General features: G+C 56.5%; 1 protein-coding gene. It reads right to left on the bottom strand.

Features of this window, described 5'->3' with window-relative positions:
• Nucleotides 1–359, bottom strand: a 359-nt coding sequence (locus tag ACTHSP_RS22925; protein ID WP_440347118.1) for a tetrahydrofolate dehydrogenase/cyclohydrolase catalytic domain-containing protein, incomplete at both ends; no start/stop codon positions are given.

Genomic DNA, 359 nt, shown 5'->3' with positions numbered 1-359 from the left:
AGGCGGCCGACGTTGTAAGGGTGGAAGCCGTCCACATCTTTATGCGGCTCGATACGTTCCAAAACCGCTTGGCTGTCGATGTGTGCCGGCAGCGGCAGTTGCACCAAAATACCGTCGACGGCAGGGTTGCCGTTCAATTCGTCCACCAGTTTCAGCAAATCGTCTTGCGTGGTTTCAGACGGCAGCTCGTAAGAGCGCGATTCGATGCCGCTTTTTTGGCAGGCCAGTTTTTTATTGCGTACATAAACTGCGCTGGCAGGGTCGTCGCCAACCAATACCACCGCCAAGCAAGGCGTGTGCAAACCTTTTTCCTGACGCGCTTTTACCGCCTGCGCGACCGCCTCGATGCGTTGCTGGGA

It is taken from the genome of Neisseria sp. P0001.S005, assembly GCF_051963715.1.
Note: the sequence above shows the minus strand (reverse complement) of the source record. Positions and strands in the feature narration are given on the sequence as shown.